The sequence below is a fragment of the Limnoglobus sp. genome (genome assembly GCF_059499385.1).
Window position 1 is genome coordinate 68,968 of record NZ_JCABYM010000143.1, and the last position, 16,127, is coordinate 85,094.

Below are 16,127 nucleotides of genomic sequence, written 5' to 3' on the forward strand. Positions count from 1 at the left end.
CTTCTCTCTGCGTTCTCCGCGGCCTCTGCGGTGAAAAAATGCTCACCTTCTACATGGGGAAATTCGCAGCGACGCTCCCCGCGGACCGCCGGTACTGCCGCAACCACATGTGGTGCGACCCCGCCGCCGGCCGGTTCGGGTTCTCCGCGTATGCCGTGCGGCTGATGCAGGACGTGTACTTCCTCGAATGGAAGCTCGACGCCCCGGCCGCGGTCGCCGTCAAGCAAGAGATCGGGTTCATCGAAAGCTCGAAAGCCCAGAGCGAACTCTACGCCCCGCTCGCCGGGACGATCACGGCCTTCAACGGGCAGTTGCTCAACGACCCGTCCGCGATCAACGCCGACGGGTACGGCGACGGCTGGCTGTTCGAGATGGCCGGCGATTTCTCGACGACCATGACCGCGGCCGAGTACTATCAATACCTGGAATCCGCGTGGGCGACGGCCCAGCGAATCCTGAAGAACCAGGTGAACCTCGACGACGAGTGACCCCATGGCCCGCAAACTGACGGTGGTTCTCTCGCAAGCGCCGGGCAAGCACCCGGCCAAGCGGTCGCTGGAGGAGAGCATCGCCGCCGCCCTCCTGATGGAGCCGGGGATTGACCTGTCGATCGTACCGAACCTGTACGACCTCGGCCCGGACCACACGGGGCGGCTGTTCCTCGAAGGCGTGTCCGGGGACATGGTCGTGCTGTCGTGGCTCTACCCGCGGGCCGCGTTCTGGCTGCTCGACCGCGACGGCATCAAGGGGCACTTCGGCGAGTCGCAACTCAAGCCGCCGGCCGACGACGAGGACGAGGAGGACACGCCGCGGGAAGAAGTGGAGAGGCCGGCCGCCATCGGCGCGAGCGGCACGATCCCGGACCGGCACATCTACACGCTCGACCTTCGCGACTTCAACAAGCACGAACCCTACGTAAACGAGATTCGCCGCATCGCCGCGGAGTGCCATGAGCGGCGGGCGAAGAAAGCGGCCGAGAAGACCGCGGCGAACCCGATCATGCTGTCCCTCGGGCTGCCGACGAAACCCGCACCGGAAGAGTTGCTCGCCCCGGCGAACCGGCGGTGGTACCCGGTCATCGACTACGGCCGCTGCACGAACTGCCTCGAATGTTTGGATTTCTGCCTGTTCGGCGTCTACGGCGTGGACGCGCTCGACCGCATCATCACGGAGAACCAGGACCAGTGCAAGAAAGGGTGTCCCGCTTGTAGCCGGGTCTGCCCGCAGAACGCGATCATCTTCCCGGAGTACAAGTCGCCGGCGATTGCCGGCGCGGAGGGCGGCACGGTCGGCGGTCTGAAGATCGACCTGAGCAAGCTGTTCGGCGGCGGCGACGCGGCCGACCCGCTGGCGACGGCCGTGGCCGAGCGGGACCGCGAGCTGGTCGCCGACGGCCGCGACGCCGTTGGCATGGCAATTGGCATCCCGAAGCGGCAGGCCGGCAAGCCGGCGGGACCGAAGGACGACCTGGACAAGTTGGTGGATGACCTGGACTCGCTCGGGTTATGATGTCTGGTGGAGGGAATGTCATGAAGATGCCGAAGCAGTGGGCGTTGGAGGCGATCCAGTCGCTACCCGACGACTGCACATGGGAAAAAATCCTCTATCAGATTCGGTTCCACGCTCACGTCGCGCAAGGGATTGCAGACGCTGACGCGGGCCGCCTCAAGCCGCACGCCGAGGTCATGCAGGAGATGGAGCAATGGCTAACGTCTCTTGGACGGCCCGGGCCGAGTTCGACCTCGAATACCACGCCCGCCGGATCGCCCGCGACTCCGTAAGTCGCGCGTTGAAGTGGATGCGAACGGTGCGGAGTAAGGTCGCGCTTCTCGAAACACTCCCGGAAATGGGCAGTCCGGTGGAAGACCTTCGGTTCCCTGGCTATCGCGAACTCATCGTTCGGAACTACCGGATCATCTATCGCGTCCGCAACGGTGACTGCGAAATCTCCGCAATCTTCCGCGCCGAGCAAGACATCAACCGGGCCTTCGGTTCGGAACCCCCTTCGTGATGATCGACCCCAATCGACTCAACGACGCCTACCTGACGGCGCGCGACGCGCTCCTAGCGGAGCGAACGGCCGACGGGTTCTGGGTCGGCGAACTGTCCACGTCCGCGCTCGGCACGGCCGTCGCCGTCATCGCGCTGCACCGCGTCGATCCTCACGCCCAGCGCGAGTTGATTGCGAACGGCGTCCGCTGGTTGGTCGAGCACCAGAACGCCGACGGCGGGTGGGGCGACACGACGAAGAGCTTCTCGAACATTTCCACGTCCATGCTCTGCCGGGCGGCGTTCGCCGTTGTCGGGGCGGAGGGCGAACACCCGCAGACGCTGCAACGGGTCGAGCACTACCTCGACGAAAAGTGCGGCAAATCGGCGGCGGAGCGGGCGGAAGCGGTCCGCGCCCGGTACGGGAAGGACCGCACGTTCAGCGTGCCGATCCTGATGACGTGCGCCCTCGCCGGTCTCGTGCCGTGGCGGGAGGTGCCGCGGCTGCCGTTCGAGCTGGCGTGCCTGCCGCAGAGCTGGTACCGGTTCGCCGGGCTGCCGGTCGTCAGCTACGCGCTGCCGGCGCTCATCGCCATCGGGCAGTGCGTCCACCACCACCGCGGGTCGTGGTCGCCGGTCCGACCGTTCGCGAAGGCGGCGAGCCTGAAGGTGCTGCGGCGGATTCAGCCGTCGAGCGGCGGCTACCTCGAAGCGACGCCGCTGACCGCGTTCGTGGTGATGAGCCTCGCGAGCATCGGGAAGAAGGACCACGAGGTTGTTCGCGAGGGGGTGCGGTTCCTCGTGGATTCCGTGCGGCCGGACGGCAGTTGGCCGATCGACACGAACTTGTCGATCTGGGTAACGACGCTCAGCGTCAACGCCCTCGCCGCGGCCGGCGACCTCGAATCGCTGTCGGACAAGGAGAAACTGCTCGGCTGGCTGCTCGACCAACAGACGAAGGAGCGCCACCCGTACACCGGGGCCGCGGCGGGGGCGTGGGGCTGGAGCCACTGTCCCGGCAGCGTCCCGGACTGCGACGACACGCCGGGGGCGTTGATCGCAGTGAGGAATCTGACAACAGATGAGCAGCTCAAGAAGATGCTCCCCGGCTTGAGGTGGGTCGCGCGGCTCCAGAATCGGGACGGCGGTTGGCCCACGTTCTGTCGGGGTTGGGGGAAGCTCCCGTTTGATCGGAGTGGGGCCGACTTGACGGCTCACGCATTACGGGCGTTCGATTCCTGGTGGGGCGATGAAGGTCACCCGCCCGCCGCGCCGGTCAAGCCGCGGTGGGATCACAATTCAGATAAGCCCGAAGGGTGGTACGAACTATTCTGGATGTGCAACCGGTCTGTTCACCGCGCCCTCACTTATCTTGCTCGTCACCAACGGTCCGACGGTTCCTGGCTGCCGCTCTGGTTCGGCAACCAGCACGCCCCGGACGACGTCAACCCCGTCTACGGCACGGCTCGCGTCCTCGCCGCGTACCGCGATCTCGGCCTCGCCGACGCGCCGGAGTGTCAACGCGGTGTCAGTTACCTGATCGGCGTGCAGAACGCGGACGGCGGGTGGGGCGGGGCGAAGGACTGCCCGTCGAGCGTGGAGGAAACGGCTATCGCCGTCGAGGTGCTGCTCGACCTCGCGGCCGGTCCGCAGGTCGAAAGCGGGGTCGCGTGGCTCATCGACGCCGTCGAGGGCGGCCGGTTCCGCGACCCGTCGCCGATCGGGTTCTACTTCGCGAAGCTGTGGTACTTCGAGAAGCTGTACCCGATCATCTTCACGGTCGCGGCCCTCGGCCGGGCGCGGCGGACACTCACTTCTTGATCGCCCGTACCCGCTCGGCCGTCACCCACTCGTCCCACTCGTCGCCGAAGTTGACGTAATGAATCAGCGATTTCTCGCCGTCCTTCTTCAGCACCACAGCCGGGAACCATTTGCCCTTCCACTCGACCTCGATCTCCGCGGCCGCCGTCCTCACCTTGAGCCAGCCGTCGGGGATGGCGGACAGCTTGCCCTCGGGAACCTCCACGCGGCGCTTCTCGGTGTAGTCGTAGAACTGCACGACGGCCTTGCCGTCCGCCCCGCCGACGACGCGGCCGGCCCGGTTCGCCCGGCCGTCTGGGGCGAGGACGAACTCGCCCGGCGGGAATTTCACGCCGTCCGCGGCCTTCGCCTTCTTCGCCGCCGTCGCGAGGGTAAACTTGCCCGCGAGGCCGAACGACTTATACCCGTGTTTCTGCCGTTCGAGCGATTCCATCGCCTTCCGCACGTCGCCGGCCAACTCGTCGAGCGTGACCACGCCGTCGGCGTTCGCGTCCGCGAACGTGTCGCCGGTTACTGCGTCGATGACGGTCTGCGTGAACGTCCAGTTGTTCGTCGAAACCATCGCGTCGTTGGCGGAGGTCAGGTACGCCGCCTCGTACCCGGCCTTGTTCAGCCCTTCCGCGGCCTTCCCTAGCCCGCCGGAGAAGCAGCAGTCCGCGAGGAAGAGAACACGCTTCCCCTTGTAATTGTCGCGGATCATCGCCGTCAGGTCCGTCGCGAGCAGCCCCGTCAGGTCGGGCTGCCCCGGCTTCAGGTCGTAGTTCGCCAGGCAAACGCCGCCCGTGCGGTGCGGCAGGCCGTGGCCGCAGTAGTAGAAGACGAACAGCGAATCCTTGTTCGCCTTCGCCGCGACCTCCCGGATCGCCCGCTTCACGCCGGAGTGCGTCGCCTGCTCGTCGAGGAGCAACTTCATGTTCTCCGCCGGCACGCCGGACTTCAGGAGTACGTCGTGCAGTTCCTCGTCCTTGCGGTTTTTCGTCGGGAAGCCGGGGATGACGTTCCCCGGCCACTGAAGCACGCCGGCGATCACCACGTAGGTGTTCGCCGGCTTCAAATCGAGGTCGGCGGCGGGGATGGCCGTGGCACAAGCGGCGAACCCGGCGACGGCGAGGACGAATCGCATGGTCGAGTCTCCAATGGCGTGCGGACGGCCCGGTTTTCACCCCGAAGGGGTGGGAGCGCTCAGCCCAGGGCAACGCCCTGGGCGCGGGGTCGCGGGGGCTCGTGCGTGTCTGGGGCCGCCTTGTCGCAGGCTTTCAGCCTGCGGGGTGGTTGCGGTCCTCACCCAGGGCGGCGGGCCTACGGCCCTGGCCCTGGGCTAGGTTCTCCCACACCTTCGGGGTGAAAACCATGTCCTGGCGCGGGCGACGATCCTCCCCCGGCGGCTGACGCCGCTCGGCTCGCCGGGATTACTTCTTCATCGGCGGCAGGATCGGCTTGAACTCGCCCTTCTTCTTGTCGAGGTTCTTGTTCAGATCGGCCGGGTCGAACTCGACCTTCGCGCCGCCCGCCGGCACGTCCGCCTTCGCCGTCCAGAGCAGGGCGTTCACCACGATGCGACGGAAGTTCTCGTCCGCCCAGTTGCGGTGGAAGTGGCCGCCGGTGAACCCGAACCCGCGGCCGCCGGCCGGCCGCTCGTAGGCCCACGCCAGCGTCTCGATCTCCCCCTTGCGGGTCGCGGTGTACTTCGTCGTCCGCGTCTTGTCCGGCGGCACGGCCTGCAGGATCGGCGTCACGCCCTTCCGGTCTTCGAGGAACCGCATGCCGTAGTACCACTCGTCGTTGAGCGTGAACGGCTTCACGCCATTCGTGATCGGGTGCTTCGGCAAACTCCGAATCTCCGCGTCCCAGTGCGGGTTGATGCTGTAGTCCGGCTCGTAGTACCCGCCCATCCAGCCGAGGACCCGCTTGCCGTGCTGCGGCAGGTAGTCCACCGCGTAGTGCAGGTTCGCCCAGCCCACGCCCTTGTCCATCAGCTTCTGGAGGCGGTCCATGCGGTCGCCGTGTGCGTCTTTTTTCACGACCGGGTGACCGTTGCGGCCGTCCATGTAGAACATGACGGAGTCCGCGCGGTCGAACAGCTTCTCGTCCTTCGGCCACCCGTCGCGGGCCATGACCGGCCAGACGTTCGGCGTCTGCTTCAGCAGGTTCATGAGGATGGCCGTGCCCGCGAAGAACTCGTGGTCGCCGGGGTTGTGGCTTTGCGTCCCGGCGACGAGGAGGATCACTTTCCCCTTGAAGTCGGCCGGGGGCGGGACCTCGAGCGGCACGCCGGACTGGTCGCGGGGGTCGGCGGCGGGCGCGAGGGTTGCGAAGAAGGCGACGAGCAGGAGCGCGGAAAGGCGGACCATGCGAATGGCTCCGGGAGGGTGGGAACGCTCTTAATATAGCCGCCGGCTTGCCGGCGGGGTTTTGGGGGATCGCGAAACCCCGCCGGCAAGCCGGCGGCTATATAAATGGTTCCAGCGACGAGGGAAGCGATGAGAATCGCCGCCTTTTCCGTTGGCGGACCGGGCCGGAGTTGCGAAACTGATACCGACGATGTAAGACCGAAACTCGCTCGTGGTATCCCTCCCGACTGCGTTCCTCCCGTTGAAGGAATTCCCCGTGACGACCGCCGACCACGAACCCGACGCGCCGTCCGAACCCAAGTCCAAGAAGCCGAACACCGCCGCCTTCAAGGTGGTCCCCGAAACCCGTCAACTGCGGGACCGCGTCCGGGACGCCGCCGTTGCCGCCGCCGCGAAGCTCGACAAGTCGAACCCGCTGACCCGCGAGGCCGCCCGCGACATCGCCGACGGCCTGTTGCGGTCCCTCGGCGTCGGCGATCAGTACCTCGGTTTCGCGATGGTGATGCTGACGAACGCCTTCTGGAAGGAGCAGGTCGCGGCGATCCCGTTCCACCGCCGGCTGATGCTGCTGCCGCACTGCCTGAAGAACGCCGAGGGCTGCCCGGCCGAGTACGACGAGTTCGGCCTCGACTGCGAGAAGTGCGGGGCGTGCAGCGTCGCCGACTACAAGACGAAGGCCGAGCAACTCGGGTACAAGGTGCTCGTCAGCGAGGGGACGCCGATCGTCCTGAAGATCATCGTGAGCGGCCACGTCGATGCCATCGTCGGCGTGGCGTGCCTGAACGTGCTGGAGAAGGCGTTCGACAAGGTGCTCCTCGCCGGCATCCCGTGCGTCGCGACGCCGCTGCTGTCCAGCAACTGCAAGAACACGTCGGTCGATCAGGACTGGGTGTTCGACATGATCGACCTGCAAACCGCCCCGCCGGAGAAGGTGACGAAGACCTACGTGCGGCTGATGCGGGCCGCGAACCAGATGTTCGACGAGCCGGAACTGTCCCGGCTCGCGCCGCCGGCCCGCCGGAACTCGCTGCCGAGCGACCCGCTCGCGAAACACGAGGCGATTGCTTACGACTTCCTCGGCCGCGGCGGGAAGCGGTCCCGGCCGTTCATCACGCTCGCCGCCTACGACGCCCTGACCGGCGGCAAGGCGACGCTTTCGGACGACGGCTGGGAGCTGTCCGACTCGGTGAAGCGGGCCGCGATGGCGATCGAGACGTTCCACAAGGCGTCACTGGTTCACGACGACATCGAGGACGACGACGCCTTCCGCTACGGCCAGGAGACGCTGCACCGCGTCCACGGCATCGGCACGGCCATCAACGTCGGCGACTACCTCATCGGCCTCGGCTACCGGCTCGTCAGCCGCGACCGCAAGGCGCTCGGGGCGGAGGCCGCGGCCGACATCCTCGACCGGCTGGCCGACGCGCACATGAAGCTGAGCGAGGGGCAGGGGGCCGAACTCCTCTGGCGGGACGCGGCCGAGAAGGGCCTCACCCCGGTGGACGCGCTCAAGATTTACGCGCTGAAAACGTCCCCGGCGTTCGAGGCGGCGCTCTACACCGGCGTCCGCCTCGCCGGGCCGACCGACGCCTACGACAAGCTCATCCCGGACTTCTCCCGCAACATCGGCGTCGCGTTCCAGATTCTGAACGACCTCAAGGACTGGAACGGCGACGAGGACAACAAGCTCCTCGCCGGGCAGGACGTGCTCTCGGCCCGGCCGACGCTGCTGTTCGCGCTCGCGCTCGAAGGCGCGGCCGCCGCGGACAAGGCGGAGTTGCTCAAGATCGCGCACGGCAAGTCGAACTTGGCGGACGAAGCCATCGTCGAGCGGGTACGGGCGATCTACTTCCGGACGAAGGTGTTCGAGAAGGCCGACAAGTTGGTCGAGAAGTTCCGGGCGAAGTGCGAATCGCTCGCCGACGAGGTCGAATGCGAGCCGTTCCGCGAGCTGCTCTACTACCTCGTGGACACGGTCCTGGAGAGGGCCGCGTTGCCGGCGGAGCCGGTCGCGACGACGTTCAGCGTGCCGCTCGGCCTGCCACTGCCGCGGCTGGCCGTCGCCGGGAGTTGACGCGAGCGGGTAAGACCGCCGCCCGGCGGCGGTACTGCCCGGTATGAGCACCCGCTACCACGACCGCATCGTGCAACGAATCCCCGACTACCATTCGCTGTACAACCTCCTGCCGGACGCGGACGGCATCCCGGCCGCGACCGCCATTTCCGCCGACGACATCCCCGAACCGTACCGCTCGCTGCTCGTCCACACGCACCACATGACGGTGACGGTCGAGCAGTTCTACGGCGACCGGGTGAACGTGAACGTGCTCGCCAAGCGGACGGACGCCGACGAGTATTCGCGGAAGATTCTCCTCACGCTCGCCGGGACCGGGAAGGTGGTGCAGTTCGGGCTGGTGCAGATCGACTTGAACCGGCTTGCCCCGCACGTCCGGCAGCACATCGTGGACGGCAAGACGCCCCTCGGCCGCGTGCTGATTCAGAACGACGTGCTGCGGCAGGTGCGGCCGACCGGCTTCGTGCGGGTGACGCCAAACGGCACGATGAAGGAGTGGTTCGGCATCAACGATGATGAACTGCTGTACGGCCGCCTCGGCGTGATCGACACGGACGGGAAGCCGGCGATCGAGGTGCTCGAAATCCTCGCCCCGGTCCCGGCCGGTCACACGTCCTGAACGTGAATCCCCAGGTTTTTCAGCACTTCTTTCAGGGCCGGCAGGTCCGCGTCCTCCACGACCACGGCCGCGGGGCCGAGGCGGTCTTTCACGAACCCGCTCGACGTGGGCCACTGAATCAGCCCGTCGGCGATCTCCTCGGACGGCAGCCGCAGCACCCGGCACGTCTGCGTCGTCGGCGGGGGCAGCGAATGACCGGTCAGGAACAATCGCGCGGCCGGGGAGAGCGGGTCGCCGGTGCGGGTGACGAACCACTCGTCCAGCGCGTCGAGCGATAGTCCGCCCTCGGCGGCGTGGCGGAGTGTCCTCGGCGTCATGCGGAACTGCCGCGGCCCCTGGTTGAACACGGGCAACGCCTCCGCGATCCTGGCGATCTCGGCTTCGAGTAGAATGTCCGCCTGCCCCGCGTCCACGGTCAGCGTCAGCCCGTCGGCGGCGACGGTCACGCACTTCACCGGCTTCGCGTCGTACTCGCGGTTGCCGATCAGCCGCAGGGCCTTGAAGTCCGGGTCGCGGCCGTCGGCCGTCAGCCCGATGTAGTCGGTCAGCTTTATGGCCACCAACCCGCGGGACAGCGCGAGGTCCAGGTCCGCCGGGGACGTGAATTCGACGAGCGTGGCCGATGGGTAGACGGTGATCCGCTCCCGCTTGTCGGCCCACCGCCGCAAGAGGTCCGCGACGTTGTTCGGAACGGGCCGGATGGCGTGGCGGTCGAGCGTCTGCTTGATCCCGGCCAGCGTCATCCCGGATTCGAGGCCGTGGTACGTCTCGTCGGCGTTCAACTCCAGCGTGCAAGCCGGGCCGATCTGCTTCCACGTCGCGAACCGCGACAGCTCCGCGACCAACCCCGGCGTCAGCCCCTGGCGGTAGACGATCACCTCGGCGTTCGGCTGGACCATGAGCGTCTGCGGGAACGGCGGCGGCAGCGGCGGCTCGGCCTCGTTGCAGAACAGGTGGCGGCCGAACTCGGACAGGCGGAACTGCTTCGGCTCGCCCGCCTGGAAATCGACGAGCCGCATCGGGCACGCCACGGACAGGAGCAGAGCCTCCACCCAACTCGCCCCTTGCGTCTTCGCGGCCTCGCGCGAGAGGGTTGACGGCAGGGACGGGTGGTTCTCCCACAGCGGCGCGGCGAGGTCGGTCGCCGCCTTCCACTTGTTCGGCGACGCCGCCAGTTGGTCGAGCACGACGAGCGCCGCCGTCGGTGTCGGGGACAGCCCGCCCTCCGTCGGGGCGTACCCCTTGAGCGGGTCCCACGTCTCGATCTGGAAAAACGCCGCGAGCAGGTGCGACAGCAGCGGCCACAGGCCGACGGCCCAGCCGGACGCCACGGGGTCGGCGTGGTAGTCGGTCTCGACCTGGCGGAACAACCCGGCGGCGACGGCCCACTCGAACGCCAGCACGCCGGCGTCCGGGACGGCGTGCGGCACGTCCACGAGCGGGGCGTTCAACACGTCGTCGCCCTGAAGCCGCGTCAGGTCTCGCTTGAAGAGGAGCTTCGCCTGCGTCACCTTCACCGGCGTCGGCCGGGTGATTTGCCAGGCCGCCGCGAGGCGGAGCGGCCAGTCGAGGCCGTCGGGCTGCACGGCGGTTCCCGCCGTGACCTTCGCTTTCGGCCGCGTGTCGTCCATCAGCCCGCGGGACCGCGCGGCCACCGCCGGATGTACGAACACGGAGGCGGTCATCGTCCCGGCCCGGCCGAACCACGCGGCGAAGTCGGTCAACGCGTCGTCGGCGTCTGTCGGAAAGAACAGGCCCGATTCGAGCAATTGTTGGACGGGGCCGAACCCGTCGGCGAACCCGGCGGCGGCGGACAGCGTGATGAGTTGGCCGACCTTCCAGATCGGTTGGCGGCTCAGCCCGACGAGGCGGAGGAGGGTTTGCGGGGCGTCCGGCAGCTCGCGGACCCGGCGGTCGATGACCGGGGCGTTCGTCAGCGTCGCGGCGGCCTTGTCGATCAGGTCCGGCAGCGTCTGCCCGATCTTCGGCTTCACCAGCCGCGAGCACACGGCCCGCGCCAGCGGCTCGGCGTACCGGCCGAGCGTCTCGTGAACCCGATCAGTCCAATGGGCGAAATCCAACGGCAACGGAGGCATCCAGTCGTTTTACGATTCGGCCCGGCTAACGACCTGTGGCGTGTGCCCCATCTTGCGGAGTTCGTCCAGGACGGCGTCGATCCGGCCGGGGCGGACGAGCAGCACGCGGTCCGCGAGCCGGCCGACGACCTCGCCGGCGAGCTTCTTGCGGGCGAGCAGTTCTTGCGCGAGGACGGCGTCCTCGGTGAGGACGAAGCAGACCCGGCGGTGGAGTTTCGCCGCGAGGCGGGGTGAGGGTGGGGTCATGGGTGGGTGTCGGGGTGTTGGAAGCGAAGTTTCGGCGAGGGGACGTCAGCCCTCTGATTCTGGAGGGAGCGTGTCCGATAATCAGAGCTGACGCCGCCCTCGCCCAGGGTTTCGACAGAGCACAAAGCACCGAGCCGGGGTTTGTTGTTTTGTTCCCTCCCCCCTTGGGGGGGAGGGAACAAAGACAGCAGCCATCGCCGCTTGCTTGCGTTCTGCTACCCCTTCGTGGTGAAAACCCTCACGTACACTCCGCCTTCGGCGGCGTGATGAACCCGCGCTCGTCGAGGATTTCGTAGCTGTACCCCTGTTCCGTCAGGAACATCTGCCGGTGCTGGGCGAAGTCGAGTTCCTTCGTGTCGCGAGTCACGACCGTGTAGAAGTGGGCGGCCCCGCCGTCGCCCTTCGGCCGGAGCACGCGGCCGAGCCGCTGGGCCTCCTCCTGGCGGCTGCCGAACGTGCCGGACACTTGAATGAGGACGTTCGCGTCCGGCAGGTCGATGGCGAAGTTGCCGACCTTCGACAGCACCAGGTGGCGGACCTCGCCGCGGCGGAACTGGTTGTACAGCAGCTCCCGCTCGCCGTTCGGCGTGGACCCGGTGATGAGCGGCAGGTCGAACCGCTTGCTCATGTTCTTCAGTTGCGTCAGGTACTGGCCGATCACGATCACCCGCTCGTTCGCGTGGCGTTCGAGCAGCCGGGCGACGATTTCGTCCTTGAGCGGGTTCTCGCTGGCGAGGCGGTACTTCTGCCGCCACTCGGCGACGGCGTACTCCATCCGGGCCTTGTCGTCCGGCAGCCCGACGCGGATTTCCGAACACGACGCGGACGCGATCCACCCCTTTGTTTCCAGTTCCCGCCAGGGCACGTCGTACTTCTTCGGCCCGATCAGGCTGAACACGTCCCCCTCCCGCTGGTCCTCGCGGATCAGCGTCGCGGTCAGCCCGAGGCGGCGGCGGGCCTGAATCTGGGCCGTCACGCGGAACACCGGCGCGGGCAGCAGGTGGACCTCGTCGTAGATGATGAGGCCCCAGTCGCGTTGCTCGAAGAGTTTGAAGTGCGGGTAGTCCTCCGGCGACCCCGGCCCGCGGCGGGTCTCTTCGTCGTCCGCTTCCTCCTCGACGAGCTCCGGCTCGCCGTTCAACAGCTCCTCGTCCGTCTCGGCCCCCTTCTTCTTCCGCTTCTTGCCGGGCCGGTACGTGAGAATCTGGTACGTCGCGACCGTGACGTTGCCGATCTCCTTCGTGTCGCCGGTGTACTCCTTAACGTCCTCGGCCGTCAGCGTCGTCTTGTCGATGATCTCGCGGACCCACTGCTTCACGGCCGTCACGCTCGTCGTCAGCACCAGCGTGTTCTTCTGAAGCAGCGACATGACGTTAATGCCGACGATGGTTTTCCCCGCCCCGCACGGCAGCACGATGACGCCGGACCCGCCCCGCACGTCGCCGCCGGCGTGGAACACGGCGGCCGCGTCCCGCTGGTAGTCGCGGACGTGGAACGGCAGCCCGGTCGTCGCGACCTCCCGCAGCGCCACCGGCAGGTTCGCGCCTTCCGTGTACCCGGCCAGGTCCTCGGCCGGGTAGCCGACGGCGATGAGGGCCTGCTTCAAGACGCCCCGATGACCGGGCTGGATCGCGAAACTGAGGCCGTCGAGCCGCTCCCCGAGGTACTCTTGCAGCTTCTTCTGGCGGGCCAATTCTTCGAGCAACGGCTTGTCGCGGCAGACGAGTTTTAGCGAGTTCTCGTCGATCCGCTCGAGTTTCACCCGTCCGTACCGGCTGACCGTCTCGGCGATGTCGGCGGGCAGATTCGCCGGGATTGGGAACTTCGTGTACTGGTTCAGCACGTCGATCATCTGGTCGGCCGTGATCCCGGCGGCGGCGGCGTTCCACAGCGACAGGTTGCTGATCCGGTACGTGTGGATGTGTTCCGGGCTTTTCTCCAGCTCCGCGAACGGGGCGAGGGCGTCGCGGGCGGCGGCGTACTTCGGGTTATCGACTTCCACCAGGATTGAGCGGTCGGACTGGACGATGAACGGGTTCGCGGGGTCGAACGTGGGCATCGCGGGTTTCGGCGAACCGGGGCGCTTCGTCGAGCTGGATGGCATAGCGGGTCCGACGGGGGTACGGGGGGCCGGAATGAGCTATCCTAGCGGCCCGTGCCGGAGGCGGACAAGGCGGATGCGGACAATGTGACGACCGGCTTTCGGCCCGTCGGCGGGCGGGCACAATCTTCAATTCTATGCGTCGCGTCAACCCAGGTGGCGATTCCGCCACGGGGGGCCACCCGTGGCGGTGGCGGCGGTGGCGGTTTCACTCTAGCAGGAACTGCCCCACGATCCAACCTTCACCCGTCTCACCCGGTCCGGTAGAGTGTCCGTTCATCCCGGAGGTCCGCATGGCCGCGATCTGGAACCCCGTCGAGACCCGTCGCAAGTACGGCCTCTACCTGACCGCCGCCGACCGTGCGAAGATCGAAATAAACATGGCCCCGCTGGAGCGCGCGAACCAACTGTTCGACGCCGACGCGGTGTTCGAGGGGGGCGGCGTGCTCGGCACGGCATTCCTCGGCGCGGCCCGGCTCTGCTCGGAGGTCGGCATCCGCTGGCACGGGCTGGCCGGCACGTCCGCCGGGGCGATCACGGCCAGTTTGCTCGCCGCGGACCTGAACATCGACCAGCTCGAACAGATTCTCGGCCACCTCGACTTCATGCACTTCCTATCGAAGAAGACGAGCCGCCTCATCTTCAACGGCGACCCGAGCGACGACCTGGAACATCCAATTCTTCTGCTCACGAACTTGGCGATGACCGGCGAGCTGGGCGAATACTCGTCCGACCCGTTCCGGGCGTGGCTCGACGAGATTCTGAAGTGGGCCGGGAAGCAGACGTTCGGCGAGATGTGGGACCGTAGCCACCTCGCGACCGACCGGCAACTGAAGGTTGTGATCTCGGACGTGACGAAGGGCGAGATGAAGGTTCTGCCGGACGACCTGGAACCGGCGCGGCCGACGCCCGCGCGACCGGCGGAAGGGACGCCGACCACGACGATGCAGGCCGCCCGCGTGGACTACCGGCCGCCGCTGACGCCCAAGCAGCGGGGGTTCGGCGTGGCGGAAGCCGTGCGGCTGTCGATGAGCATCCCGTTCTTCTTCGAGCCGGGGACGCTGGAACAGAGCCGGATCGTGGACGGCGGCATCCTCAGCAACTTCCCGCTCTGGATTTTCGACGACGACACGCCCGGCGTCGCCCCGTCGTGGCCGACGTTCGGGTTCCGCCTCATCGACCGGGCCGACGCGCTGCCGTCGAAGATCGATACGGCCACGGAGCTGCTGTCGAGCATGTTGAAGACGATGATGCTGGCCGGGGACCGCCGCTACCTCAGCCAGCGGCACCAGGGGCGGGTGATCGACCTCGACCTGACCGGCCTCGGCATCACGGCCACGCAGTTCGGCGTCACGGCCGACCAGAAGGACCAGCTCTACACCCGCGGCTACCTGTCGGCGAAGGACTTCTTCCTGAACCGCTGGAGTTGGAAGAACCACCTGACGCTCCGCGGGTTTTGATTGTAGAATCGCCCGTGTTCGGGTAGCGTTTCCCGGAACGGTCCCACCCCGCACCCACCTTCCCACATTCATCATGATCGCACGCATCCTCCTCGCCGCCGGGGCGCTCCTCGGCTCGGCTCACCTCGCTTCCGCCGAGAACTGGCCGCAGTGGCGCGGGCCGGTGAACGACGGCCACAGCCCCGAGACCGGCCTGCCGACGGCGTGGGCGGCAGACAAGAACGTCGTGTGGAAGACGCCGCTGCCGGGCATGGGGGCCTCAACGCCGTGCGTCTGGGGCGAGAGCATCTTCATCACGACGCAGGAGGGGGCCGACCTGTTCGTGAAGTGCATCGGCACGGACGGGAAGCCGAAGTGGAGCGAGAAGCTCGGCACGAGCCGCGGCAAGGCGTACCGTAACGACGAGGGGAACGACGCCTCCGCGTCGTGCAGCACGGACGGGAAGCTCGTGTTCGCGTTCGCCGGGTCCGGCCACGTCGCCGCGTTCGACTTCACCGGCAAGAAGGCGTGGGGCTTCGACGCGCAGGAGAAGTACGGCGAGTTCGCCATCCAGTTCGGCGTCCACCAGACGCCGGTGCTGTACAAGGATCGGCTGTACCTCTCGCTGTTGCACCGCAAAGCGCAGCTGTTGGTCGCGCTGAACACGAAGGACGGCTCGGAAGTGTGGCAGCACAAGCGACAGAGCGACGGCCGCGGCGAGTCGCCGGACGTTTACGCCTCGCCGTTCGTCTGGGAGAAGGGCGAGCAGGCGCTTCTCATCTCTCACGGCAACGACTACTGCACCGCCCACAAGCTCGACACCGGCGAAGAGGTCTGGCGGGTCGCGGAGTTGAACCCGAAGATGAAGTACAACATGGCGTGGCGGGCCGTGTCGTCGCCGCTGGTGACGCCGGACCTGATCGTCGTGCCGTCGTGCAAGCGGGGCGTGACGGTGGGCGTCGATCCGGCGACCGCGAAGGGCACGATCAACCCCGGCAGCGCCGGCGAACTTTGGCGGCTGCCGAAGGACACGCCGGACGTGCCGTCGCCGCTGTTGGTGGACGACCTCGTTTACATCATGGGCGAGGGCGGCACTCTCTACTGCCACGAGGCGAAGACCGGCAAGCCGGTGTACGCCGAGAAAGTGTCGAACATGCGACACCGGGCCAGCCCGGTGTACGCGGACGGCAAGCTCTACCTCACTGGCCGGGACGGGTTGGTGATCGTCGTAAAGGCCGGCCGGACGTTCGAGAAGCTGGCCGAGAACAAGTTGCCGGACACGTTCACCGCGTCCCCGGCCGTGTCCGGCGGCTGCATCTACCTCCGCGGGTTCAACAACCTCTGGGCCATCGGGACGAAGTAACCGGGCCGCGGTCCCGTGGCCGTGACTA

The 16,127-nt window shown here is 67.3% G+C and carries 14 protein-coding genes; 9 read left to right on the top strand and 5 right to left on the bottom strand.

Annotated features, from left to right (window positions below):
• Positions 1-38: 38 nt before the first annotated feature.
• Genes AC5JJ2_RS24720 through AC5JJ2_RS24740 form a run of 5 tightly spaced genes read left to right on the top strand, consistent with a single transcriptional unit; the run spans position 39 to position 3,810 of the window.
• On the top strand, positions 39-488 hold the full coding sequence (locus tag AC5JJ2_RS24720; RefSeq protein ID WP_495860717.1) for a glycine cleavage system protein H: 450 nt from the start codon (positions 39-41) through the stop codon (positions 486-488).
• Positions 489-492: 4 nt separating this feature from the next.
• Complete coding sequence (locus tag AC5JJ2_RS24725; RefSeq protein WP_495860718.1) at positions 493-1,509, top strand: ferredoxin family protein; 1,017 nt, start codon at positions 493-495, stop codon at positions 1,507-1,509.
• A gap of 20 nt (positions 1,510-1,529) precedes the next feature.
• A complete protein-coding gene (locus AC5JJ2_RS24730; RefSeq protein WP_495860806.1) occupies positions 1,530-1,781 on the top strand; it encodes a hypothetical protein in 252 nt (83 codons plus the stop codon).
• The gene (locus AC5JJ2_RS24735; protein ID WP_495860719.1) at positions 1,703-2,011 is read left to right on the top strand and encodes a type II toxin-antitoxin system RelE/ParE family toxin; all 309 of its coding nucleotides are present in this window, start codon (positions 1,703-1,705) and stop codon (positions 2,009-2,011) included. Before AC5JJ2_RS24730 ends, AC5JJ2_RS24735 begins: the two co-directional genes overlap by 79 nt.
• Positions 2,011-3,810, top strand: a complete 1,800-nt coding sequence (locus AC5JJ2_RS24740; protein ID WP_495860804.1) for a prenyltransferase/squalene oxidase repeat-containing protein — start codon at positions 2,011-2,013, stop codon at positions 3,808-3,810. Before AC5JJ2_RS24735 ends, AC5JJ2_RS24740 begins: the two co-directional genes overlap by 1 nt.
• On the opposite strand, the gene AC5JJ2_RS24745 is transcribed toward AC5JJ2_RS24740, so the two are convergent.
• Both AC5JJ2_RS24745 and AC5JJ2_RS24750 read right to left on the bottom strand, forming a co-directional pair.
• A complete protein-coding gene (locus tag AC5JJ2_RS24745) occupies positions 3,800-4,933 on the bottom strand; it encodes a caspase family protein (RefSeq protein ID WP_495860720.1) in 1,134 nt (377 codons plus the stop codon). The genes AC5JJ2_RS24740 and AC5JJ2_RS24745 overlap by 11 nt on opposite strands.
• A gap of 286 nt (positions 4,934-5,219) precedes the next feature.
• Positions 5,220-6,161, bottom strand: coding sequence for a ThuA domain-containing protein (locus tag AC5JJ2_RS24750; RefSeq protein ID WP_495860721.1), 942 nt, complete (start codon positions 6,159-6,161; stop codon positions 5,220-5,222).
• A 256-nt stretch (positions 6,162-6,417) separates the two neighbouring features.
• Between AC5JJ2_RS24750 and AC5JJ2_RS24755 the strand changes: the two genes are divergently transcribed.
• Positions 6,418-8,235, top strand: coding sequence for a polyprenyl synthetase family protein (locus AC5JJ2_RS24755; protein WP_495860722.1), 1,818 nt, complete (start codon positions 6,418-6,420; stop codon positions 8,233-8,235).
• 43 nt (positions 8,236-8,278) lie between these two features.
• Positions 8,279-8,854, top strand: a complete 576-nt coding sequence (locus tag AC5JJ2_RS24760) for a hypothetical protein (RefSeq protein WP_495860723.1) — start codon at positions 8,279-8,281, stop codon at positions 8,852-8,854.
• Here the strand turns inward: AC5JJ2_RS24760 and AC5JJ2_RS24765 are convergent.
• The 3 genes from AC5JJ2_RS24765 to AC5JJ2_RS24775 form a co-directional block, all read right to left on the bottom strand.
• Positions 8,842-10,950, bottom strand: a complete 2,109-nt coding sequence (locus AC5JJ2_RS24765) for a hypothetical protein (RefSeq protein ID WP_495860724.1) — start codon at positions 10,948-10,950, stop codon at positions 8,842-8,844. The two genes, AC5JJ2_RS24760 and AC5JJ2_RS24765, sit on opposite strands and share 13 nt — an antisense overlap.
• Before the next feature lie 9 nt (positions 10,951-10,959).
• Positions 10,960-11,196: a hypothetical protein gene (locus tag AC5JJ2_RS24770; RefSeq protein WP_495860725.1), complete on the bottom strand. Its 237-nt coding sequence runs from the start codon at positions 11,194-11,196 to the stop codon at positions 10,960-10,962.
• A 238-nt stretch (positions 11,197-11,434) separates the two neighbouring features.
• Positions 11,435-13,255, bottom strand: coding sequence for a helicase-associated domain-containing protein (locus tag AC5JJ2_RS24775; protein ID WP_495860726.1), 1,821 nt, complete (start codon positions 13,253-13,255; stop codon positions 11,435-11,437).
• 335 nt (positions 13,256-13,590) lie between these two features.
• Here AC5JJ2_RS24775 and AC5JJ2_RS24780 point away from each other — a divergent pair, with 335 nt between their 5' ends.
• The gene (locus AC5JJ2_RS24780) at positions 13,591-14,757 is read left to right on the top strand and encodes a patatin-like phospholipase family protein (RefSeq protein WP_495860727.1); all 1,167 of its coding nucleotides are present in this window, start codon (positions 13,591-13,593) and stop codon (positions 14,755-14,757) included.
• 73 nt (positions 14,758-14,830) lie between these two features.
• Complete coding sequence (locus tag AC5JJ2_RS24785; protein ID WP_495860728.1) at positions 14,831-16,099, top strand: outer membrane protein assembly factor BamB family protein; 1,269 nt, start codon at positions 14,831-14,833, stop codon at positions 16,097-16,099.
• Positions 16,100-16,127 lie beyond the last annotated feature (28 nt).